At 67.5% G+C, this 21,129-nt stretch carries 19 protein-coding genes and 1 tRNA gene; 9 read left to right on the forward strand and 11 right to left on the reverse strand.

Annotation, left to right across the window (positions count from 1 at the left end; translation table 11 throughout):
• Positions 1-28 precede the first annotated feature (28 nt).
• The 8 genes from ACFOD9_RS08955 to ACFOD9_RS08990 form a co-directional block, all read right to left on the reverse strand.
• Positions 29-1,135 (reverse strand): phosphotransferase family protein, encoded by a 1,107-nt coding sequence (locus ACFOD9_RS08955; protein WP_379509739.1) that lies wholly within the window; start codon positions 1,133-1,135, stop codon positions 29-31.
• 16 nt (positions 1,136-1,151) lie between these two features.
• Positions 1,152-2,777 carry an MFS transporter gene (locus tag ACFOD9_RS08960; RefSeq protein ID WP_379509740.1) on the reverse strand — a complete coding sequence of 542 codons (1,626 nt, stop codon included), beginning with the start codon at positions 2,775-2,777 and terminating at the stop codon, positions 1,152-1,154.
• A gap of 256 nt (positions 2,778-3,033) precedes the next feature.
• Positions 3,034-4,239 carry an amidohydrolase family protein gene (locus ACFOD9_RS08965; protein WP_379509741.1) on the reverse strand — a complete coding sequence of 402 codons (1,206 nt, stop codon included), beginning with the start codon at positions 4,237-4,239 and terminating at the stop codon, positions 3,034-3,036.
• 69 nt (positions 4,240-4,308) lie between these two features.
• Positions 4,309-5,850 (reverse strand): class I adenylate-forming enzyme family protein, encoded by a 1,542-nt coding sequence (locus ACFOD9_RS08970; protein ID WP_379509742.1) that lies wholly within the window; start codon positions 5,848-5,850, stop codon positions 4,309-4,311.
• An 8-nt stretch (positions 5,851-5,858) separates the two neighbouring features.
• Positions 5,859-6,638, reverse strand: a complete 780-nt coding sequence (locus ACFOD9_RS08975; RefSeq protein ID WP_379509743.1) for an SDR family NAD(P)-dependent oxidoreductase — start codon at positions 6,636-6,638, stop codon at positions 5,859-5,861.
• A gap of 76 nt (positions 6,639-6,714) precedes the next feature.
• The gene (locus tag ACFOD9_RS08980; protein ID WP_379509744.1) at positions 6,715-7,668 is read right to left on the reverse strand and encodes an SDR family NAD(P)-dependent oxidoreductase; all 954 of its coding nucleotides are present in this window, start codon (positions 7,666-7,668) and stop codon (positions 6,715-6,717) included.
• Positions 7,669-7,812: 144 nt separating this feature from the next.
• Positions 7,813-8,244, reverse strand: a complete 432-nt coding sequence (locus ACFOD9_RS08985; RefSeq protein ID WP_379509745.1) for a nuclear transport factor 2 family protein — start codon at positions 8,242-8,244, stop codon at positions 7,813-7,815.
• Between the two features lies 1 nt (position 8,245).
• On the reverse strand, positions 8,246-9,460 hold the full coding sequence (locus tag ACFOD9_RS08990; RefSeq protein WP_379509746.1) for a CaiB/BaiF CoA transferase family protein: 1,215 nt from the start codon (positions 9,458-9,460) through the stop codon (positions 8,246-8,248).
• A gap of 261 nt (positions 9,461-9,721) precedes the next feature.
• Here ACFOD9_RS08990 and ACFOD9_RS08995 point away from each other — a divergent pair, with 261 nt between their 5' ends.
• The gene (locus tag ACFOD9_RS08995; protein ID WP_379509747.1) at positions 9,722-10,906 is read left to right on the forward strand and encodes an amidohydrolase family protein; all 1,185 of its coding nucleotides are present in this window, start codon (positions 9,722-9,724) and stop codon (positions 10,904-10,906) included.
• A 16-nt stretch (positions 10,907-10,922) separates the two neighbouring features.
• On the opposite strand, the gene ACFOD9_RS09000 is transcribed toward ACFOD9_RS08995, so the two are convergent.
• Positions 10,923-12,050: a thiolase family protein gene (locus ACFOD9_RS09000; RefSeq protein ID WP_379509748.1), complete on the reverse strand. Its 1,128-nt coding sequence runs from the start codon at positions 12,048-12,050 to the stop codon at positions 10,923-10,925.
• A complete protein-coding gene (locus ACFOD9_RS09005; RefSeq protein ID WP_379509749.1) occupies positions 12,047-12,451 on the reverse strand; it encodes a Zn-ribbon domain-containing OB-fold protein in 405 nt (134 codons plus the stop codon). Before ACFOD9_RS09005 ends, ACFOD9_RS09000 begins: the two co-directional genes overlap by 4 nt.
• Before the next feature lie 227 nt (positions 12,452-12,678).
• On the opposite strand from ACFOD9_RS09005, the gene ACFOD9_RS09010 reads away from it, so the two are divergent.
• The 8 genes from ACFOD9_RS09010 to ACFOD9_RS09045 all read left to right on the forward strand — a co-directional run bounded on the left by ACFOD9_RS09010 (position 12,679) and on the right by ACFOD9_RS09045 (position 20,807).
• Positions 12,679-13,590 carry a LysR substrate-binding domain-containing protein gene (locus ACFOD9_RS09010; RefSeq protein ID WP_379509750.1) on the forward strand — a complete coding sequence of 304 codons (912 nt, stop codon included), beginning with the start codon at positions 12,679-12,681 and terminating at the stop codon, positions 13,588-13,590.
• 29 nt (positions 13,591-13,619) lie between these two features.
• The gene (locus ACFOD9_RS09015) at positions 13,620-14,381 is read left to right on the forward strand and encodes an SDR family NAD(P)-dependent oxidoreductase (RefSeq protein ID WP_379509751.1); all 762 of its coding nucleotides are present in this window, start codon (positions 13,620-13,622) and stop codon (positions 14,379-14,381) included.
• Positions 14,382-14,604: 223 nt separating this feature from the next.
• On the forward strand, positions 14,605-15,897 hold the full coding sequence (locus ACFOD9_RS09020; RefSeq protein ID WP_379509752.1) for a cytochrome P450: 1,293 nt from the start codon (positions 14,605-14,607) through the stop codon (positions 15,895-15,897).
• A 133-nt stretch (positions 15,898-16,030) separates the two neighbouring features.
• Positions 16,031-16,513: a nitroreductase family deazaflavin-dependent oxidoreductase gene (locus tag ACFOD9_RS09025; RefSeq protein WP_379509753.1), complete on the forward strand. Its 483-nt coding sequence runs from the start codon at positions 16,031-16,033 to the stop codon at positions 16,511-16,513.
• Positions 16,514-16,543: 30 nt separating this feature from the next.
• On the forward strand, positions 16,544-18,019 hold the full coding sequence (locus ACFOD9_RS09030) for an aldehyde dehydrogenase family protein (protein ID WP_379509754.1): 1,476 nt from the start codon (positions 16,544-16,546) through the stop codon (positions 18,017-18,019).
• 26 nt (positions 18,020-18,045) lie between these two features.
• Entirely contained in the window at positions 18,046-18,843 is a 798-nt protein-coding gene (locus ACFOD9_RS09035; RefSeq protein ID WP_379509755.1) for an SDR family NAD(P)-dependent oxidoreductase, read from the forward strand.
• Positions 18,844-18,853: 10 nt separating this feature from the next.
• Positions 18,854-19,918: a phosphotransferase gene (locus ACFOD9_RS09040; RefSeq protein ID WP_379509756.1), complete on the forward strand. Its 1,065-nt coding sequence runs from the start codon at positions 18,854-18,856 to the stop codon at positions 19,916-19,918.
• 139 nt (positions 19,919-20,057) lie between these two features.
• A complete protein-coding gene (locus tag ACFOD9_RS09045) occupies positions 20,058-20,807 on the forward strand; it encodes an SDR family NAD(P)-dependent oxidoreductase (RefSeq protein ID WP_379509757.1) in 750 nt (249 codons plus the stop codon).
• 165 nt (positions 20,808-20,972) lie between these two features.
• On the opposite strand, the gene ACFOD9_RS09050 is transcribed toward ACFOD9_RS09045, so the two are convergent.
• Positions 20,973-21,048 (reverse strand) — tRNA-Lys (locus tag ACFOD9_RS09050).
• Between the last annotated feature and the right edge of the window lie 81 nt (positions 21,049-21,129).

Below are 21,129 nucleotides of genomic sequence, written 5' to 3' on the forward strand. Positions count from 1 at the left end.
GAAGGGCGGGGGCCGGTCAAGCCGGCAGTCAGGCTCCGGGGAAGAAATCGCCGTGCTTGGCCATGGCATCGCGGGTGCGTTCGCCAAAGCGGATATCGCCCATGCTGCGGCCCGCCAGCGCGCCGTTGAGCATCATCTTGACGCTGATCGCATCGAGCTTGAAGGCGGCGAAGGCTTCGTACCACTGCCAATCGGCGGCGGACTTGCCGCAGACATCTTCCCACAGCTGGATGGTTTGCGCCGTGGAGCCCATGCCTTCGAGCGGGGGGATGCCGCGCATGGTGGTCTGCATTTCCTCGATCGCGAGCCACCAGCCCAGATCGTGAAGCGCGCCGCCGACCGAGGGCTGTTCCCAGTCCATCACGGCAACCACCTTGTAATCGTCGCCGACCATCATGTTGCCGAGGCGCGAATCCCCCCAGACGATGCCTTCCGGGCGATTGGCCGGACGATGCTGCATCAGGCGGTCAAAGCCCTGGCGCAGCAGGGTCAGTTCGCCCTTGGGATCGACCCAGTCGAGATAGCGGACGAAGCGATCGACCTCCTGGTCGAAGGGTTCCGCATAGGTGCCCGGCAGGTTGAGGAAGGGCGCATCGGCGATGCCCACGGTCTGGATGCCGGCCAGCTTGCGGACGCTGTCTTCCCACAGCACCGCGCGCTGGGCGGGGGTGGAATCGAACAGCCAGCCTTCCTGGCAATAGGGCGGGAAGGTGACGCAGACCCGGCCGTGGACCTTTTCCATCACGAAGAACGGCGCGCCGAGCAGGGTGGGATCGCTTTCGAACCACAGCGGGGTGGCGACCGGCACGGCGCCGGTGCGGTGCATCAGTTCCATCAGCTGGTATTGCTGGACGAACATATCGTCCTGGTAGACGAATTTCGAGCTCGGCTTGATCCGCACGACCATGCCGCGCTGGCGGGCCTCGCCGCCTTCGCGCCAGGCGGCGTCGAACAGGATGGTCTCGTGGCTCATCCCGGCGCCCAGCGGATACTTGAGATCCGAGATGCGGATGTCGCTGGCCCCGGGCAGCTTGCCGGCCAGCCAGGTGGCCAGGTCACGGCCGAGATCGACGAGATCGCGCACATTGGGGGCGACGATGGGCGGGTTCGCGGCGGCGGCCGGGGTGGCGCTCATGAAGGGTTCCTCGGGTTCACAGGGTAGAGATGTCCTCGCCGGCTTCGACGGCCCAGGCGGCGCGCAGTTCCGGCGTCTCGCGTCCGACCCGGCGCGCGGCGGCGATCAGGAAGGGGGTGCCGAGCGGGATCAGTACCAGCAGACTGTAGACCCCGGTGGTAAGCGAACCGGTCAACTGGCTGACCTTGCCGACTGCATAGGGGCCGATGCCCAGCGACACCAGCATCACGACCAGCGCGAAGATCGCCGCGGCCGTGGCGCGCATCCGGGGAAGGACCGAATCCTGGATGTAGGCGGCGAAGGCGCCGGTCCAGGCGAGGGCGAGGAACTGGAAGAAGAAGAACCCGACCGCGAAGGTCATCAGGCTTTTCGTCTGCAGCATGACGATCAGCGGGATCACCGGGCCGATCATGCTGACCAGCGCCATCCACACCGGCGCGCGCGGATCACGGCGCTTCCACTTGTCGTTGACAATGCCGCCGATCAGCGCGCTCGATACCGATGCGACCAGCCCGGCAAAGCCCAGAAAGGCGCCGATCTGGGCCTTCGATGCGCCCAGTTCGCGGATGGCGAAGGGCATCGACCAGGCTCCGAAGGTGACGCTGAACGTGCCGGTGAGCGCGGCGCCGATGATCGCATAGACCGCGGTGCGTGAGCCGAAGGTCAGCCGGTAGAGCGGGCGGTCGCTCATCCGCAGCAACTGGCCCCATGAGGCGAGCGAGACAGCGCCGATGCCGATCGCGATCCATTGCAGCCAATCGCCGGTGAGCGCGGCGATGGACAGGGCCACGGCGGCGATGCCGGCGATCAGCACCAGGTTCCTGCGGATCGCCTGGGCGCCGCCTGCCGTGAACAGGTTGATGAAGGTCAGCGGCGGCACGGTGGACGACAGTTCGCGGATCACGATCCGGCGGGTTGGCAGGACCTGCCGGCGCGGCCGGGGCTCGCGCAGGGCGAGGACGATGGCGGCGAGGATGATGCCGGGCAGGCCCATCACCAGGAAGGTGGCCTGCCAGTCGCTCAACCGGCACAGGGTGCCGGGCAGGGTGGCGCAGGTGGTGGCCCAGTTCTGCATGATCGCCCCGCCGATGACCATCGCGGCGGCACCGCCCAGCGGCGCGGCGGCGAGATAGATGCCCATGGCAAGCGAACGGTTGCGCGCGGGGAAATAGTCGGAAATCAGCGACTGGGAGCAAGGGCTGGCGATGGCCTCGCCAATGCCGACGCCAACCCGGGCCGAGGCCAGCGAGACGAAGTTGAAGGCCATGCCGGAGGCCGCGGTCATCCCCGACCAGATGATCAGTCCCGAACCGAGCAGCCGGGTGCGGCTGATGGAATCCGCGATCCGGCCCATGCCGACGCCGAAGATGCCATAGAGCGTGGCGAAGGCGGTGCCCATCAGGAAGCCGAGATCGGCATCGCTGAGGTGCAGGTCGCGCGCGATGCTGGTGGCGACCACGGCGACGACATGGCGATCGATGTAATTGAACAGGTTGGTCAGGAACAGCAGCGCGAGCGCCCAGCAGGCATAGGGGGTGACCCGCGACTGGAAGGCCTCGATCTGGGGCGGAGGCGTGAGCGATTGCGGCGACGCGCTGGCTGCCGCCGCATGGTCTGCCTTGGGCATGGCCTGCCCGGTCATGCCGGGGTTCCGGGCCGGATGGTCGGTTTCATGTTCGCGCGCTCTCCCCGCTTTGCCATATCGAGCCGTCGGGCGCGATTGCGCGCTTCTGCGACGGTATCGGTGGCCGACACTAGGCTGTGTTCGGGCCTATGGCGAGGCGTATCGCCGATCGTCCAATATGATCGCCACCCGGTCTGATATGCTGATCATATCGCCTCCCGGACCCCGGCGCGGCGCCTGGTTTTTCGGGGCGCAACCGGGCTGGACCGTGGCCCTAGGCGCCGATGCGAAACAGCGCGCGGGCGCGGCCGCAGACGATCATCTGGCGGTCGGCCTCGGGCACGCCGTCAAAGTCGCGGGCGATGACCTCGTGCGAGCGGGGGAAGGTGGTCTCCGAATGGGGGTAGTCGGACGACCACATGATGTTCCTGGCGCCCGGCTGGTTACGCAGGAGGACGGCGGTGCGATCGTTGATGAACGAGGTGTAGACGTTCTGGTCCATGTAGTGGCTGGGCGGCTCGGTGAGCGGACTGGCCAGCCAGTAGCGCTGCTTTTCCCAGGTGCGGTCCATGTATTCCGCCGCGAAGGCCATCCAGCCCGAGCCGCTTTCGACCATGGCCAGCCTGAGGCCGGGGTGGCGCATGAACACGCCGCCGTAGATCAGGATCGCCGCGGGCTCGGCCATGGCCAGCTTGCTCATGATCATGTCGGGGAGCATCTTGTCCTTCTGCTCGAAGCGGACCGAGCGGCCGCCCAGGTGCATGGTCAGCACCACGCCGTGTTCGACCACGGCTTGCCAGAAGGGATCGAATTCGGGCTGGTCGTACTGGCGTTCGCCAAACGGATTGCCGGTGAGCGCGGCGGCCTGCGGAGAAACCAGCGAGGACTGGAAGCCGAAATTCTTGGGCACCACCGCCTCGCGCGGCGAGGGAAAGGCGGGGATGTTGATCGCGGTGAAGCCGAGCGCGACGCAGTCTTTCAACATGGCGATGGATTCCGCGACATCGCGCATCGGGATATAGCCGACCGGGCACAGCCGGCGGCGATCATGGGCGCAGAAATCGGCCAGCCAGCGGTTATAGGCCTTGAAGCTTTCGTGATAGAGTTCGGAGTTCAGCGTGCCGAGCGGGCCGCCGCCGAACATGACCACGGCATCCAGCCCGTCGGTGTCCATGTCGGCGATTCGTTCGGGCGCCAGCCAGATGCCGCGCCGCTGGTCGGACTGGCGGCCTTCCATCTTGAAATTGCGATGATCGCGGCCGGCCTGGGCATTGATCAGGTTGAGCTTGCGGGCGCGGCCCTCGAACAGGATGTAGTCGCCATCGTCGCGCTCTTCGACCTGGGGGGCGAACTGGCGCAGCTTCGCGGGCAGGTATTCGGCCCACATGGTGGGCGGCGGGTTGACGTGGGAATCGGCGCAGATCGTGCGGTAGGCGATCGGTTGGTCCGCTCGGGCGGTTGCCGGGTGAACTGTGGCCACGGGATCATCCTTGAGAGGGCGGCACCAGCGCGCCGGTGCTTGAGGAAATCCGCCAAGGGGCCGGGCGGGTCAAAGATTATTTGGCCGCCGATTGATACTATCGGAATATGTCCGGCGGGATATGTCCGGCGCGCCGCGCGGCGGGAACAGCGCGCGCACGGCGGCAAGGTCGGTCTTGACCGAGCGGTTGCGCGGGAGCTCGTCGACCAGCCGCCAGTCTACAGGGATATGGGTGGCATAGACCTGTTCGCGCAGGTGGGCTTCCAGCTCTGCCGGGCTTGGCGCGGGCTGGCCGCGGGCCGGTTCGATCGCGGCGACGGGGACTTCCCCCAGCCGCGGATCGGGAATGCCGACGACCGCGGCCGCCGCCACGCCCGGATGCAGCAGCAGCGCCCGCTCGATCACTTCGGGCACCAGCTTGAACCCGCCGCGCATGATCGCGCCGTCGGCCCGGCCGAGGTGGTAGAGGAAGCCGTCGGCATCGATCCGGCCCATGTCGGTGGTGCGAATCCAGTGATCGCCGACGCGCGGGGAGACGACCTCGATCAGGCCGGGCGCATCGGGCGGCAGCTCCGAGCCGGTTTCGGGATCGACGATGCGGAGCCGCGCGCCGCCATAGGGCCGGCCGACGCTGCCGTGCTTGGCCTCGCCCCATTCGCGGTGAAGCGCGAGGTCCCACTGGGCGACCGGGCCGCCGAATTCGGTGGCGCCATAGACCAGCAGGATCGGGATGCCGTAGTGCTGTTCGAATGCGCGGTGGACGGCGGGATCGAGCGGGGCGGCCCCGGTGATCATCGCCTTGATGTGGGCCAGGTCTTCCTTCGGGATGCCGGCGTCGAGCACCATGCGGATTCCCGCGGCCGGGAGGCTGGCGGTGGCCGGCTTGAACCGGCGCTGGTAGGCGCGCCAGTCGTCCAGCGAGAAGCGGTCGGTGAGGATCGCGGTGAAACCGTTGAGCAGCGGCGGGAGGGTGCCGTAGACGCCCGAGATATTGCCCAGCGGAAAGGCCATCGACACCGGCGGCGCGTTCTCGCCGGCGCGGGCTTCGAGCAGGTTGTTCTGGCCGACCATCGTGCGCTGGATCGTGGCGAAGCTGAAGCCGACGTGCTTGGGCGGGCCGGTGGTGCCACTGGTGTGGACCTCGATCCGGGGTTCGCCATCGGGGCTGGGGCGGGGGCTGGCGGTGGACCGCCCGGCCCCTTCGACCACGCTGGCCCCCATCAGGTCGAGCGCGACGGCGGCGAGGCCGTGTTGGTGGACCGTGGCGAGCAGTTCGGGGGTGAAGTCCTCGCGCTGGGCGACCACGGCGGCGACTTCGGCGCGGGCGACGTCGCGGGCGATGCCGGTGGCGGACTGGAAGGCATGGACCATGCGGATGGTGAAGCCGTGGACGACCATGCCCAGCTCGGCGGCGATCGCTGCGGGCCGGTTGCGCGGCACGAAGGCGACCGGCGCGGCGCGGGCGAGGCCGGCGGCGACCAGCGCCTCGCCCACCGCATCGGCCACCGCGCGCAGTTCGCCCCAGGTGTGGTGCCGGCCCTGGTATTCGAGCACGGGGGTGGCCGGGTCCTGGTCGAGCGCGCGGCGGGTGAGCGTTTCGAGGCTGGGCATGGGCGCGGTCAGTTCCGCATGGTCAGCCCGCCGTCCACGGCAAGGGTCTGGCCGGTGATGTAGCTGCCTTCGTCGGACAGGAGGAAGGCCGCGGCCGAGGCGATGTCGGCGGGGCGGCCGACGCGGTCGGGAAAGGCGGTCAGCCGGGCGGTATCGTCCATCAGGCGCTGGAGCAGGTCGGCCGACATCCCCGAGGGCACATCGGGGTTGAGGGTGAGGCCCGGCGAGATGGCATTGGCGCGAATGCCCTTGCGGCCATAGCGGCTGGCGGTGTGGCGCATCAGGGCGAGGATCGCGGCCTTGCTCATCTGGTAGGCGACGCGCACCGGCGCGCCGCGGAAGGCATCGGCCGAGGTGGTATAGAGCATGGCGCCGCCGCCGCTGGCGATCATCGCGGGCACGGCCAGCCGGGTGCACAGGACATAGCCGCGCGCGTTCACCCGCATCATGTCGTCCCAGATTTCCATCGGCAGGTCGACCACGCCCGCCTTGGTGCGCGAATCCGGGGTGATGGCGAAATTGGCGTGGCAGCCGTGGAGCGCGCCGAAGCGGCTCATCGCCAGCTCGACGATGGCGGCGACCGAGGCTTCGTCGGCGCCGTCGAGATGGGTGGGCACCACCGTGGCGCCGGAGGGATCGACGGCCTGGGCAAGGCTGGTGGCGGCCTCGTGATCGATGTCGCCGAGCACGACCCTGGCGCCTTCGGCGACAAAGCGCGGGACCAGCCCCGAGGCGATGTTGCCCGCGCCGGCCACCACGATCACCTTGTTTTCCAGACGTCCTGCCATTGTCATTTTCCTTGCTGGTTTGCGCCGCGCCCAAAGGCGGATCGCCGGACCTTGCGGCCCGGCGATCCCGGTTGGTTCAGAGGCTTTCCTCGTAGGCCTGCAGCCAGGGCTTGCCCTGGGCCGCCTGGCTCATCCGCCAGCCCGACCAGTCATAGTTGCCGGCGCCGGCCTTGACCCCGCTGGTCTGCGCCGGACCCGGCCATTCGGGCATCAGGCCCATCTCGTGGCAGAATTGCTGCCCTTCGATGTTCATGCCGTTGTACCTGGCCGCTTCGGGGTTGGTGACCAGCCAGCGCACGACGCGGGCCGGAACGTCGCAGGGCGCGCCCTTGCTGGCGTCGAAGCCGAAGCCGGCCATGTCCTGCTTGATCCGCTCAGTCGAGATGAAGCCAGGCTGGACGTCGAAGAAGTTGATGTTCTTGCCGGCATATTCGAGCTTGAGGATGCCCGAGATGCGGCGCATCGCGCCCTTCGACATCCCATAGCCAAGCGCCCAGCCGCCATCGCCCGCCGCCGCCGGCGGATCGGAATAGCCCGAGGAGGAGGAGATGTTGACGATCGTGCCGCCGCCGTTCCTGACCATTGAGGGCAGGGCAAGCTGGTTGATGATCAGCGGAGCGATGGCATTGGCCTCGATCTGCTTGCGGATCAGTTCGATCGGGGTGTCGGCCAGCCGGTCCATGTGGCCGGGGCCGATGTAGCGGCCGTTGTGAACGATGACGTCGATCCGGCCCCAGCGTTCGAGCACGGTGGTGACGGCGGCGCCCAGCGAGGCCGGGTCGAGCAGGTCGGCCTGAACGGTCAGCCCCTGGACGCCGTGGGCGCGGACCAGTTCGATCGTGCCCTCAAGGCTGCCGGGGAGGGCCGAGGTATCGGACCGCTTGATGGTGGAGCTGTGCTCGCGCTCCTCGCCTTCCTTGACCGTGCGCGCGGTGATCGCCACGTCGAAGCCGGCGGCGGCCAGCTCGGTCGCGCAGACCTTGCCGATGCCGCGGCTGGCACCGGTGATGAATGCTACCTTGTTTGCCATGTTCTCTCCTCTCGAATGAAATCTGTGGGCGGGTCGGGCCTCGGGAGGCCGGGTTGGTGAACCGCATTCACGAATAGTCATACCGTTAGGCTTTCGATACAAGCTGTTTTTGCACTCCGGTTGCCTTGATGCGCGCGGTGCGGTTCAGCCCGTGCGGGAATGGCGGCTGAACGGCGAAACCCAGTCTACCCCGATCCGGCGCCGGGCGAGGCGCCATTCGCCCTCGTGGCGGGCGAACTGGTCGACATATTCGCCGAAGTGATCAGGGCCGGCGACCCCGTAGACATGGAAATAGGAGTGGACCTCGGCACGGTCAGGCCCGGCAAGCCGGATCACGGTGGAGGTGACGCTATGGCGGACCATGGTTGCGCCGCGTGCCACGCGGGCGGCGAGGGTGCGCTCCATCTGGGCGCGGATGCCCTCGCGGGTGCGGGCGGTGGCCTCGCCGAAGGTCAGTTCGCCATCGGGGGTGAAGCAGGCGACGTAGGTGGCATAGTCCTTCGCGTCGCCGGCCTGGCTGATCCGGGCCAGGCAATCGCGGATCGCTTCGCGGGCGAGCAGCTCGTCGAGGGTCATCTCAGTTGACCACGCGGGCGGCCTTCAGGCGCTCCACCTCGTCCCACGCCAGGCCGAGATCGAGGAGGATCTGCTCGGTATGTTCGCCGTGATCGGGCGCGCGGGTGAGGGTGGGAGCGGCGCCGTCGAACTGGGCCGGGCTGCCGGTGACCGGGTAGCGGCGGGCCTCGCCTTCCACGGTCACCACGTAGGAATTGGCCAGGACCTGCGGATCGGTGGCGACTTCGCGCGCGCTCTGGACCACGGCCCAGGGGGTGGAGCAGGGCTGGAGCCGGCCCACCCAATCGGCCAGGTCGCGGGTGGCGAAGATCTCGTCGAGCTTGCCGATGAGATCGCGCACATTCTCCACCCGGGCCAGGTTGGAGTTGAAGCGTGGGTCGTGGGTGAGTTCGGGATGGCCGATGAGGTCGGCCAGTTCCTGGAAGCCCTTGTCGGTGCGGATTCCGGAGAAATAGATCTGCCGGCCATCGCGCGTTGCATAGGCGGTGACCAGCGCGTTCTTCTGCTCGGCGTGGCTGAAGCGGGGGATGGTGTCGATATCGTAGAGCTGGCTGGCAATCACCGCCGGGCCGAACATCCAGACGCCGGCGGAGAGCAGGGAAACATCGATCTCCGCGCCTTCGCCGGTGCGGCTGCGCTGATAGAGCGCGGCGGCGATGGCGCCGGCAAGGAAGGCGCCCGAGGCGCTGTCGCCCATGGCCGGGCCGGCCTGGGGCACGAATTCGCCCACGGCCATCGAGGCGGCGTGGCCGATGCCGGTGCGCGCCCAGAAATCGGTATGGTCGAACCCGCCTTTCTCGCGCTCCGGCCCGCGATCGCCGTGGCCGCTGGCGCGGGCATAGATGATGCCGGGATTGACCTTGCGGACATCGTCCACGTCGATCCCGAAGCGGCGGCGAGCGCCGGGCAGCAGGTTGGTGATGAACACGTCGGTATCGGCGAGGATCCTGAGCAGCAGGTCGCGGCCCTCGGCCTGCGACACGTCGATGCACATACAGCGCTTGCCGCGGTTGAGCTGCTCCCACATGAACGAGATGCCGGTCTCGACAGGCGGCAGGCCGGCGATCGAATTGCCGCGCATCGGATCAGCGGAATCGGGGGGGACGACCTTGATCACGTCGGCCCCCCAGTCCGACAGGACCGCCGCGCAGGCCGGGGCAAAGGCATACATCGACAGCTCGATGACCTTGACGTCACTCAGCAGGTTGTAGGCCACCCAGGTCTCCCGATCGTTCGTTGGGGCGCTGCGCGCGCGGCGCGGCGCCCGGTTTTGGGCAGGCATCAGGCCAAAGCGGCCGCCGCGCCAATATGAATTCGCTACGGTGAGATACCCCCGGCATATGGTTGGGCCGGGGCCGCGTCGCATAGCGCGATCATATCAGATCGCAGCCCAACCATATTGGACGACGCCCCGGAGCGCTTCCACATTGCGGCAAATGCCGCAGTGGCCGAGAACAAGCTGGAAGGATCTGGAAAGGTGGACGCTTTCGTCAAGCCCCGTGCATTCACGGGCATTCCCGTGGTTGATGCCGACACGCACCTGGCCGAACCCTATGACCTGTGGACCTCGCGCGCGCCGGCCAAATTCAGGGACCGGGTGCCGCAGGTGAAGGAGAAGGACGGGCGGCTCGTCTGGGTGATGGATCACGACAAGGTGATGGGGCCGGCCTTCCCGACCTGCACCATCCGCCATGACGGGTCCAAGGCCTTCAGCATGGAGATGGTCAACTGGACGTTCGAGGACGCCTATCCGGCCTCGCACGAGCCCAAGGCGCGCCTCGCCTACATGGACCAGAACGGCATCGCCGCCCAGATCGCCTATCCCAACCTGCTGGGGTTCGGGAACCAGAAGGGCATGGGGGTGGATCCCGAGCTGCGGCTGGTGATCACCAAGATCTACAACGATATGCTGGCCGAATTCCAGGCGGCGACCGACAACCGCGTCTATGGCATGATCATGCTGCCATGGTGGGACATGAAGGAATGCCTCGCCGAGGCCGAGCGCTGCCGGCTGATGGGGATGCGCGGGGTCAACACCCACAGCGAGCCGCACAACAACGGCCTGCCGGTGCTGGCCGACGAGCACTGGACCCCGCTGTGGGAATGGTGCCAGGGCCATGACATCCCGGTGAACTTCCACATCGGCGGCGGCTTTTCCAACACCGAATGGTTCGGGCAAGGCTACTGGCCGACCCAGACCGCGACCGAGAAGCTGGCCTTCGGTTCCACCATGATGTTCTTCTCGAACTACAAGCTGTTCGCCAACATCTTCATGTCGCTATGGCTGGAGCGGTTTCCGAAGCTGAAGATCGTTTCGGTGGAGAGCGGGATCGGCTGGATTCCGTTCTTCCTCGAAAGCATCGAGTACCAGATGCACGAGGCTGGGGTGAAATGGAACGTGCCGCCCCGCGAGCTGTTCAGGCGGCAGATATACGGGTGTTCCTGGTTCGAGCGCAACCGGCTGGTCGAGGACGCGCGCTATGTCGGCATCGACAACGTGATGTTCCAGACCGACTTTCCCCACCCGGTCTGCCTCCATCCCGACGCGCTGGACTATATGACCCGCGCCGCCGATGCTTTCACCGAGGAGGAACGGCGCAAGGTGTTCGGCGGCAATGCCCAGAAGGTCTACAATCTCGATCTCAGCGCGGTCACCGGATAACCGGCGCAGGCTCGCCTCAGCGCCTGGAGAGCAGCAGGCAGGAGGTGAAGCTCGACGCGCCGCTGCTGACGATGGCGACCTCGGGCTGCGCGGGTAGCTGCATGGCCCCGGCTTCGCCGCGCAACTGCCGGCAGGCCTGATAGAGCTGGCCATAGCCGTGGAGCCGCCCGCCCGACAGCTGGCCGCCGCCGGTGTTGAGCGGCAGGGGGCCGCCGCGGGAAATCGCCTCGCCGCCTTCGATGAACCTGCCCGCCGCAAGCGGTGGGACCAGGCCGAGGGCTTCCATCCAGGTGATGGCGAGGATCGAGAACCCGTCGTACAGTTCGGCCAGATGGACGTCGCCCGGCTTCAATGCGGTGCGTGACCAGAGCATGGCGGCGCTTTCGGCGAAGCCGGCGGCCGAGCCGATCGCCTCGAAGGCGATGGCGCGCGACAGGTCGATCCGGCCTTCGTCGGCCCGCGACACGACGAAGGCGACCGAACCGTCGATCGGCACGTCGCAATCGAAGAGGCACAGGGGATCGGCGATCATCCGTGCGCCGAGGTAATCCTCGAGCGTCAGCGGTTCGCGATAGGCCGCCAGCGGGTTGAGCGCGGCATGGGCGCGGGCCGTGACCGCGATCTGGCCGAGCTGCTCGCGGGTGGCCCCGCTTTCGTGCATATAGCGCTGCATCTGGAGCGCGCCGTAGGTGGAATAGCCCCCGCCATAGGGATCGAGCCACTGCGTATGCTCGCGCGGCGGAGCCTGCTTGAGCGTGGCGGCGCGGCTGCCGATCCGGGTCTGCGCGGTCGATTCCCAGACCGTGCGGAAGCACAGGACATGGCTGGCCAGCCCGCCAGCCACGGCCAGCACGGCATTGATCACCGAGCCGAGCTGGCCGGGCAGTTCGCCACCGCCAGTATGCCAGCGGGTGCGGATGCCGAGCATGGCGCGCACGTCGTCGACCCCGGCGCCGGTGATGCCCGGGGTGGACCAGAAGGCGCCGGGATAGGTGGCAAGGCCATCGATGTCGTCGGGCGTGAGGCCGGCATCGGCGATCGCCGCGAGGCAGGCATCGGCGGTGAGCACCCAGGGATCGATCCCGAGCCGGCGGCCAATGCGGGAAATGCCAAGCCCGGTGATGCGCGCGCTCTGCTCGATCATCGGCGCGCCTCCGGCCGGAACAGGGGAATCCACGCCTCGCCGGTCCGTTCGAACCAGACCGTCACCGCCATGTCGACACGGACCTCGTCCAGCGCGCAATGGGTGATGTTGCTGAGGATCAGCAGGCCCGGCTGCTCGGCCAGTTCGACCTCGGCCATGATGTAGGGTGGGGTGATCGCCGGGGTCCACTGGTAGCGGTTGATCGCGAAGCTGTGGACCTTGCCCCGGCCCGAGACGGGCTGGAAGGCGATTTCGCGGCCCCGGCAGCGCGGGCAGACCGGGCGCGGCGGATGAAGGCGCCAGCCGCAGGCGCTGCACCGGGCGATCCGCAACACGCCATCGGCGCCGGATCGCCAATAAGCCGCGGTGCGGTCGGTGAGGGGCGGGGCGGGGCGGTCCATGGCCGTGGCTTTCCAGCGCGAGGTTGCGGGGCAAGACTTGTCGCGTCGGGGCGGCGGGGCGTCCAATATCAAACGGCGATGTTCTGATATTGGGAAAGGTCGTGATTGGCGAATGCTGACACGCTCATGCGCTCACCCGTTGCCATATCGTTCGGAGCGGACCTATTGTGGCGGCAAGAACGGCCCGGAGCTCAGTCTATTCGGGATCGGAAGGTGGGTAGAACCTGATGGACTTGCGGCATATGCGGCACTTCGTGGCCGTGGCGGAAGAATTGCATTTCGGGCGCGCCGCGCGCCGCCTGAACATGGCGCAACCGCCGGTGAGCCAGTCGATCCGGCGGCTGGAGGACGACCTGGGCGTGGTCCTGTTCAACCGTTCGCGCCGGGGGGTGGAACTGACCGAGGCCGGCCAGATTTTCCTGGTGGAAGCGCGCCGCACGTTGATGCAGGCCGAACTGGCGGGCAAGATGGCGCGGCGCGCGGTGTCTGGATCGACCGAGGTGCGGGTCAGCTTCGTCGGCGCCGCGCTCAACAATTTCCTGCCGTCGCTGATCGTGAGCTTCCACGAGGCCCATCCCGACACCCGGCTGACGCTGGAGGAGATGATCTCGCGCAATCAGGTGGACCGTCTGCTGGCGGGCGACCTGGATATCGCCTTCGTGCTGGGCCACGGCGAATACAGCGGCAGCTTCGAGCGGCTGGTGGTGGAGCGCTCGCTGTTCGTGGCGGCGGTGCCGGCGCACTGGGACATCGCCCGGCAGGAATCGGTCACCCTGGCCGAGCTTGCGCGCCAGCCGTTCATCCGCCCTCCCGAAAAGTCGATGCGCGGCATTCCCGAGACTCTGGCGATCTTCCACAGCGTGGGCCACGTGCCCAATGTGGTCCAGGAGGTGACCCAGACCGGCGTCATGCTGGGGCTGATCGGGGCGGGGCTGGGGTGCAGCGTGATCACCGCCACCTGCGCCATGCGTCCGCCGCCCGATGTCCGCTTCCTGCCGATCGCGGACCATCCGCCCCATCGCCGGTGGGAACTGGCGATGATCTGGAACCCGGACCATCTCAACCCGTCGAGCGCGGCCTTCGTGCAGGTGACGAAGGACTATGTCGCGGCGCGGCCGCAATTGCTCGATCTGGCTTGAGGGCCGGGCATCAGGGGGAGTTTCAAGGCATGAGCGATATCGAACCGGGCTCGGTCATTCTCGTAACCGGCGCGAGCGGGGCGATCGGCTTCGAGATCGCGGCCCAGGCGGCGGAGCGCGGGGCCGTGGTCGGCGTCCACGGATCGAGCTCGGCCAGCGTGGCTGGCGCGATCGAGCGGCTGGCGGCGCGCGTTCCGGGCGGGCGGTTCCTTGCGGCCCCGGCCGACTATGCCGAGCCTGGCGCGATCCTGGCCATGGTCGACAAGCTGGCGGGCGAAGCGGGGCGGCTCGATGCGGTGATCGCCTGCGCCATCACCGGCGCGCCGGGGACCACGGGGCTGTTCGCCGGAACCCAGCCCGAACATTACGCGGGGCTGCTGGGCGCGGTGGCCGGCAATTTCCAGGCGCTGTGCCATGCCGCGCTGCCCTATCTCACTCGCCAAGGAGGGACGATCGTCGCCTTCGCGTCGGATGCCGGCAAGTTCGCCGCGCCGCGCCAGTCGATGATCGGGAGCGCCTATGCCGCGATCATGGGCTTCGTTCGCAATCTTGCCATGGAGGTGGCCCGCGACAGGGTGCGGGTCCACTGCATCTCGCCCAGCTTCGTCGCCGATACCCCGATCTTCGAGCGGTTCATCCAGCATGGCCGCGCCGCCACGGCGGAAAAGCGCGCCGGTCTTGGCCTGCCGACCCCGCGCGACATCGCGCCGATGGTGCTGTTCCTCTGCGGGCGCGGGGCGGAGAAGATCACCGGGCAGGTCATCAGCATCAATGGCGGGCTCAACGCCTGATCGGCAAGCTGAAACGCAGAGCATTCGGAGCGTCCGGTAAATATCATAGGCCTATTGGCTCATATGAATAATGAATTGAAACCCGGCGCTCTTAATTGTCTGGCATATCGATGGCTTGACACTTCGGGCCGCAATTGCGAATTTGCCAGTCGATCGACGAGCGCGGGGGAGCTTTTCCCCGCCGTGCATCGTTGATGAGCAATCCTGTCGGGAGTGGATCGGTATGTCAGGCGCCCCGGGCGACGTATTGAACGCAGACGATTCGCTTTACGACGAGTTGTACGATGTCCGCTCGGAGGCGATCGAGAACGGCAATTTCCTCGAGATGGATCCCTATCCGCTGATGAACGCCGCGCGGGACAGGGCGCCGGTGCACAAGGGCTTCCTGCGCGAGGTGTTGGGCCTGCCGTTCTACCATCGCCACCGGATGACGGTGGAGGGCCGGCAGGGCTATGCGGTGCTGGGCTATGACCTGGCCGAGAAGACTTTCCGCGACAATGTCCGCCTGTCGAACCGGGTCTACCACATGAACCCGGGCGATTTCAAAATGCTGGGCATCCTGGAAATGGACAGTCCCGAGCACTTCGCCCATCGCAAGGCGGCCCAGTCGCTGTTCATCAAGCCGCGCGCCGTGGGGATGTGGCGCGATCGCTGGATCAACGAGATCGTGGGCGCCATCGTCGGCAATCTCCAGGCGAAGGACCGCGCCGAACTCAACATGACCCTGTGCGCGCGGGTGCCGGTGCACACCATCACCGCCGCGGTGGGCCTGCGCGGCGAACAGGCGCTGGCCTTCCGCAAGGCGCTGGTGAACAGCCTGGGCACCCGTTCGGGCCGCGCGGCCCAGGCCGAGGGCATGGCCACGGTTGACCGGATGGTGACCGAGCAGATCGAGCTGCGCCGCAAGGCGCCGGGCGAGGATATCATCTCCTGGCTGCTGGCCGCCGAGATCGAGCTGCCGGACGAGGGGCCGCGCACCCTGAACGACGTGGAGATCGTTACCTTCTGCCGCCTGCTCCTGCTGGCCGGCGGGGGCACGACCTGGCGGCAGATGGGGATCGTGCTCTATGCCCTGCTGGTCGATCGCAGCCGCTGGGAAGACGTCAAGGCGGACCGCAGCCTGGTCGAGCCGGCGATCCAGGAATCGATGCGCTGGAACCCCAACAACCCGATGTTCAGCCGCCTTGCGGTGCAGGATACCGAGATCGGCGGCATGGAAATTCCGGCGGGAAGCGTGGTGGATATCTGCCTCGCCGCCGCCAACCGCGATCCCCCGCGCTGGGACAACCCGGACGTCTATGACCTCCACCGCCCGTTCAGGCAGCACATCGGCTTTGGCGTGGGCGCCCATATGTGCCTGGGGCGCAATGTCGCCGAGAGCGAGATGTATGTCGCGATCAACGCCCTGATGGACCATTTCCCCGATCTGCGGATCGATCCCGACCAGCCCGCCCCCTACCTGACCGGCGGACTGGAACAGCGCGGCATTTCCGGGCTGCACGTGTTGCTGAAATAGGCCCGACGCCGCGGCCCGTTTTCGGGGTGTGCGCCAAGAGCGTTGCCCCCAGTTTGCGCCGCGCCGGCCAATTCGGCGCGGCAAGCCCATCTCGCGGCCCCGGCCGCCGAACACATTTGGAAAGGACATTCCCATGGTCAAACCCGATGAAGCGATGCTCAAGGCCGCGCGCGAACAGGGCGGCAAAAGCGCGATCGGCACCCCGATGGCCCTGCTCGGCGACGAGCACGTGCGCCTCTATCGCGAGACCAACGGCGAGACCGGCTATGAGTGGAACGGCGCCACCTGCTGCCTGCTGACCACCACGGGGCGCAAGTCGGGCCTCAAGCGGACGATCCCGATCATCTTCACCGAGGCGAAGGGCAAGATCTTCATCATCGGCTCGCAGGGTGGCCATCCCGACCATCCGCTGTGGTATCTCAACCTCCAGGCCGATCCCCACGCCACCCTGCAGATCAAGGGCGACGTGTTCGAGACCATCGCGCGCACCGCCGAAAGCCCCGAGCGCGAGGAACTGTGGGCTGAGGCCTGCAAGAAGTGGCCGAACTACGACGTCTACCAGACCCGCACGACCCGCCGTATCCCGGTGGTCGTGTTCGACCGGGTGGAGGGCTGAGCCATGGCGAGCGCAGTCAAGGAACCGATCGTGACCAGGTTCGCCCTCGAAACCCGAATGTACATCGACGGCGCTTATGTCGGCGGTGAGGGCACGGCCCTGCCGGTGGAGCACCCGGGCAACGGCGAGACCTTCGTCGAATTTCCCGGCGCGTCTGCCGGGCAGGTGGAGCAGGCGATCGCCGCCGCCCGCCGCGCCTTCGATAGTGGCTGCTGGTCGGGCCTGCCCGATGCCGAGCGCGTGGCCGCGGTTCGCAAGCTGATGGATTTCTTCGCCGCCAACCGTGACCGGCTGAAGGAACTGGCCTTGCTGGAAGCCGGCGCGCCGGTGAGCACGGTGGTGCCGGCGCAGGTCGATATGTCGATCCAGCATGGCTACCAGGTGATCGGGATATTCCAGTCGCTCCCGGCCTTCGAGGACAATCCGCTGCCCATCGCGGAACGGTTCAACGCCCAGGGCAAGGTGGGCCAGAGCCTGCGAAGCTATGTCCCGGTGGGCGTGGTCGGCGCGATCTCGGCCTACAATTTCCCCTTCTATACCAATCTGTGGAAGGTGGTTCCCGCGCTGCTGGCCGGCAACACGGTGGTGCTGCGGCCCAGCCCCCTGACCCCGCTTTCGGCGCTGATCTTCGGTGAGGCCGCCGCGGCTGCCGGCCTGCCCAGGGGCGTGCTCAACGTGATCGCCGACAAGGGGGCCGAGGGCGGCGTGATCCTGTCGGAACACAAGGACGTCGACATGATTGCCTTCACCGGCTCGTCGTTGGTGGGCCGCGCGGTGATGGCCCAGGCCGCGCCGACGATGAAGAAGCTCCAGCTCGAGCTGGGCGGCAAGTCGGCGCAGATCTTCCTGCCCGATGCCTTGGCCCAGGCGGCCGGTGCGGCGGCGATGGTGTGCATGGCCCATGCCGGGCAGGGCTGCGTGCTGGGCACCCGCATCTTCGTGCCGCAGGAGCACAAGGAAGCCGCGCTCCAGGCCATGGCCGGCGCGCTGAATCACGCCGCGAAGATCGGCGATCCGGCCAATCCGACGACGACCTTCGGCCCGGTGATCAGCGCCGCGCAGCGAGATCGATGCGAGCATTTCGTCAAGGCGGCGGTGGAAGCCGGTGGCAAGGTGGTCACCGGCGGCAAGCGGCCGGAAGGCATGGGCAACGGCTTCTTCTTCGAGCCGACCATCCTTGACGTCCCCGACAACAAGAACCCCGCCGCGCAGGAGGAGATCTTCGGCCCGGTGGTCTGCGTGATCGGCTACCGCGACCTCGACCACGCAGTCGAGATGGCCAACGACACGATCTACGGCCTTTCGGGCCACGTCTATGGCAATGCCCGCGAGGCCACTGCCGTGGCCCGGAGGCTGCGGACCGGCACGGTCAACGTCAACGGCGGGCTGACCAGCGCCTATGCCTCCAGCGGCGGCTGGGGGGTGAGCGGGGTCAACCGCGAGCGCGGGCCGGAGGGCGTGCGGGTCTACCAGCAGGTGCAGGTGCTCAGCATCGTCAGCGCCTGAATTCACGGGATACGGGGAGAGTTTGCATGAAGCTTCTGGACGGCAAGAGCTGCGTCATCACCGGCTCGGGTTCGGGCGTGGGCAGGCAGGCCGCGCTGCTGTTTGCCGAGCATGGCGCGCGCCTGGTCTGCGCCGATGTCAACGAAGAGGGTGTTGCCCGGACGGTCGACGAGGTGAAGGCGGCCGGCGGCGAGGCCATCGCGGTGCGCTGCGACGTGTCGCAGCGGGCCGATGTCGAGGCGGCGGTGGCGGCCGCGGTGGAGGCCTATGGCCGGCTTGACGTCATGTACAACAATGCCGGCGTGTCCTCGCCGATGCACCCGACCGGGGCGACCAAGAGCTTCCTCGAGGCGAGCGATGTCGACATCGACCGCCTGCTGGCGATCAACGTCAAGGGCGTGCTGCTGGGCTGCCAAGCGGCCATCGCCCAGTTCGAGAAGCAGGATGCCGATGGCGGCAAGCGGGGCGGGGTGATCGTCAACACCGCCTCGGTGGCCGGGATGATCGGCTGGGGCGGCTCGCTCTATGGCGCGACCAAAGGGGCGATCGTCAACCTGACCCGCGCCCTGGCGATCGAGCTGGGGCCGAAGAACATCCGCATCAACAACGTCAACCCCGGCACCATGGCGACCAGCTTCGGCATCGGCGCCAATGGCCCGCTGCCCCAGGCGATGCTCGACCGGATGGCCACGCTCCAGCCGCTGGGCCGCATCATCGATCCGTCCGAACCGGCCAAGGCGGCCCTGTTCCTCGCGTCAGACTGGGCGATCAACATCACCGGCATCCAGGTGCCGGTCGATGGCGGCGTGGGCGCGGGCAAGTAGGATGGATGCGATGACGACGACCTTGCCCCCGGCCCTGACCCGCCCGATCCCCCGCACGCTGGATGGCGCGCTTGATCCCGAGTGGTTGAGCGAGATCCTCGTTCCGGTCAGCAAGGGGGCCAGGGTCAGCCGGGTCGGGGTGGTCGATCCGCTCCAGATCAACCAGACCATCAAGTCGACCATTGTGCGCTTTAGGGCGCATTTCGAGGGCGGGGAATCGATCGGCCTGTGCCTCAAGGGCTATCTCGACCGGGCAGAGGATCGGCCCACGGCGACGGCGGTGCGCGAATCCCGGTTCTATGCCGAGCTGGCCGACAAGGTGAGCTTCCGCCACCCCGACCCGGTGGCCATGCCCTGCGACCGCGAGGCCGGCCACGCCATCCACTATATGCGCGACATGGTCGAGCAGGGGGTGCATTTCTGCTCCGCGCTCGAACCGTTCGACGCCAACCGCACCGCCGCCACGCTGGAGCAACTGGCGCGGCTGCACGCCAGCTACCTGGCCCTCGGTCCGGTCGAGGAGATGGACTGGATGGGCCGCCAGATCGACTGGTTGGCGCAGATCATGAAGCCCGAGATGCTCCAGGGCCTGCTCCATGACGAGCGCGCGGCGGGCATTCCCGAGGCGCAGCAGGACGCGACGCGCCTGATCGAAGGCCTCAAGGCGCTGTCGGCGGTGGATGCCAGGCGGCGGCCGTTCATGATCCACGGCGATTGCCACGCCGGCAATGCCTTCGAGACGAAGGACGGCGCGGGGTTGATCGATTACGAGCTGTTGCAGCGCGGCGGCTGGGCGCTCGACGTTGCCTACCACATCGCCGCGACCCTGCCGGTGGATGTGGCCGAGAAGGAAGAGCGCAATCTCGTCAACCACTACCTCGAGACCGCGCGCAGCCTTGGCAGCGAGGTGCCGGACAACGAGGAAGGCTGGGCGCAGTATCGGGTCAGCCCGGTCTATGGCTTCTTCCTGTGGGGGATCACGCGAACGGTGAAGCGCGAGATCATCAACACCTTCAGCAACCGCCTGAGCCACTCGGTCGCCCGCCACGACAGCTACAGGCTGCTGGGCGTCTAAGCGCTTTTCCGGCGCAGGCCGTGCCGCAAGGTCCGGTTGTTCCCGACGGTCTGGGCGATGGCCGGGGCGGCGCCAGTTGACAAGCGGCCGGTCGGGAAAGCAGGACGGTGCGCGAAGCAACGATAACAGGAACAAGACCATGGGAAGACTGACGGGCAAGCGCGCGCTGATGACGGGCGCCGGAGGGCTGCTGGGCTCGGAACTGTGCCGCGGGATGGCCTCGGAAGGCGCCGACCTGATCCTGACCACCCGGACCGCAGCCAAGCTCGCACCGCTGGCCGAGGAAATCCGCGGGCTGGGCGTGCGAGCGGCGACCGTTGCGGCGGATTTCACCAAGGGCGAAGACATGGACCGGCTCGCCAGCGAGGCCTGGGATGCCTTCGGCGGGATCGACGTGGTCGTGTTCTCCAGCCAGCCCAGTCATCCGCGCATGGGCGATCTGCTGTCGACCTCGGAAGCCGATTTCCGCGACCAGTTCGAGGCCCAGACCTGGGGCTTGCTGCGCCTGATGCGAAACCTGCACCCGAAGATGGTCGCGGCCGGCGGGGCCAGCATCATCACCTTCACCTCGTCATGCGGGTTCGATCCGGCGCCGGGCTATGATGCCTATGGCATGGGCAAGGCCGGCCTGTGGTGGCTGACCAAGAACATGGCGGCGCAATGGGGCAAGGACAACATCCGTGCCAATGCTGTGCAGCCCGGCACGATCATCACCGGCGATGCCTATCCGCTGGAGGACGCCAAGCGCGCGGGCGCGTTCGAACGGCGCGTGTCGCTCAGGCGCGGCGGGCGCAATGATGAGGTGGTCGGCGCGGTCGTCTATTTCGCCTCGGACGAATCGTCCTACACCTCGGGGCAGCTGCTTGCGGTAAACGGCGGGCGGTTCTGATCGCCGGCTCGTCTGGCGCAAACCCGAGATCCGGAGCCGGGTTCATCCGCAAGGGATGGGCGCCGGCCCGGGCCAACCTGGACGCGCGACGGCGGTAATGCAGCCGGCCACACGGCTTCCGCGATGTGACAGGGGCACCTGAGCGGCGGTAAATCTGAAGGGAAGTGGTGGACGCACTAGGGCTCGAACCTAGGACCCGCTGATTAAGAGTCAGCTGCTCTACCAACTGAGCTATGCGTCCACACCGGGCTTACCGGGGTTCCGAAAGGCGCCGCCGCTTGGGCAGTTCCGCTCGGGAGCGCTCCCTATAGCGGCCAAATCC

This window comes from Novosphingobium bradum (assembly GCF_042646485.1).
Taxonomy (GTDB): Bacteria; Pseudomonadota; Alphaproteobacteria; order Sphingomonadales; family Sphingomonadaceae; genus Novosphingobium; species Novosphingobium bradum.